A 1,524-nucleotide genomic window follows, 5' to 3' on the forward strand; every position below is an offset into this window, starting at 1 on the left:
CCTCCGGTCTCGATCGCAGCGGCGAAGGCGGCGCTGATCGAGCAATATGCCGAGCCGTTGCTGCGCCGCCGCGCCTCGATGCTGTGGGGCACGCGCGGCGTCGGCAAGTCGTCGATCGTCAAGCAGGTCGCCGAGCATTATCGGATTCCGCTGGTCGATCTGCGGCTCACCACGATCGAGCCGGTGGATATTCGCGGCGCCATCTATGCGGATGAGGGCCTCGCCAAGACGGTGTGGTTTCCGCCGGAGTTTCTGCCGAGCGCCGACCAGCCCGAGGGCCTGCTGTTTCTCGACGAACTCACCGCCGCCGATCAGCGGCTGCAGATCTCGGCCTATTCGCTGATCCTCGACCGCCGCGTTGGCAATTATCACCTGCCCGACGGCTGGCAGGTGGTGGCGGCCGGGAATGCCAGCTTCCACGGCGCCATCAGCCACGACATGGGGACGGCGCTGGCCGACCGCATGTTCCATTTCAATGTGCAGACCGCGATCGAGGCGTTCCTCAATCACGCGATCTCGCGTGACTTCGCCCCCGAGGTGATGGCTTACTTGAAGGTGCGCCCCGACAAGCTCGACGATACCCAGGCGCAGCTCAACGGCGATCACCTGATTGGCGCCTCGCCCCGCGGCTGGGAGGATATCAGCAACGTGCTGAAGTCCGGCCTGTCCGACCACGCCAAGCGGCTTTTCGTGCAGGGCCGCATCGGAGCCGCCAATGCCGCCGAGTTCTTCGGCGTGCTGCGCGAGATCCAGTCCGGCGCCGACGTGGTGAAGCTCTTGGCGGCGCGTCCCGGTCCCGACACCGCGGCGCTGCTGCCGAAATCGCTCGATGCGCTGTACGGCATGCTGTACGGGCTGATGGCGGCGTGCAGCGATGCGCCGACGCTGGCGCGCGCGCTGGAGATCGTCGAGCAGTTGCCGGATATCCGCAGCTCGGTGCGGCTGCCGATCCGGGAGGCGCAGACGCTGGCGATGGAGCTGTTGATGCAGCGCGCGCTGGAGAACGGCCTCGAGGGCGCGATCCTCGACAGCCCCGCTTACGCCCGCTACGGCGAGCGCCGCCAGATGGACGCGCTCGATGCCTGAGACTTATGCGCTGTATTGCCACCGCGGAACGCGCGCAATCCAGCGCATGGTCGAATTTGCGCCGTCGACCGGCGGCCTGGCGCTGTGGGTGCAACATCGCGATCTGCCGCCGGACGCACCGGACGATGCACCGGCGGCGGTGACCGACGGCACCACCGTTTACTACGCAGCGGCGTTCGATCGGCTGCCGTTACCCGAGCAGGTCGGCCTTGTCGCCCACGAGGTGCTGCATATCGCGCTGCGCCATTCACAGCGCTATGTCGAATTGCAGCGCGTGCTCGGCGATGTCGATCTCGAACTCTACAACATCTGTGCCGACGCCATCGTCAACTCGACGCTGTCGCATCTGAGCTGGCTGCAGCTCCGCGCCGATTCGGTGATGCTCGAGCAGATCCTCGGCAAGGCGCTCGGCCGCAAGCAGGACGTCGAAGCGGCACG

At 66.7% G+C, this 1,524-nt stretch carries 1 protein-coding gene and 1 pseudogene; both read left to right on the forward strand.

Translation table 11 applies throughout. The features are described from left to right. Positions 1–1,086, forward strand: a 1,086-nt coding sequence (locus I5M_RS20550) for a hypothetical protein (RefSeq protein ID WP_022723116.1), incomplete at its 5' end; no start/stop codon positions are given. Then, positions 1,079–1,524: pseudogene (locus I5M_RS20555) on the forward strand (hypothetical protein); the annotation flags it as partial. The gene I5M_RS20550 and the pseudogene I5M_RS20555, both read left to right, overlap by 8 nt.

It is taken from the genome of Rhodopseudomonas sp. B29, assembly GCF_000333455.1.
Lineage (GTDB): Bacteria > Pseudomonadota > Alphaproteobacteria > Rhizobiales > Xanthobacteraceae > Rhodopseudomonas.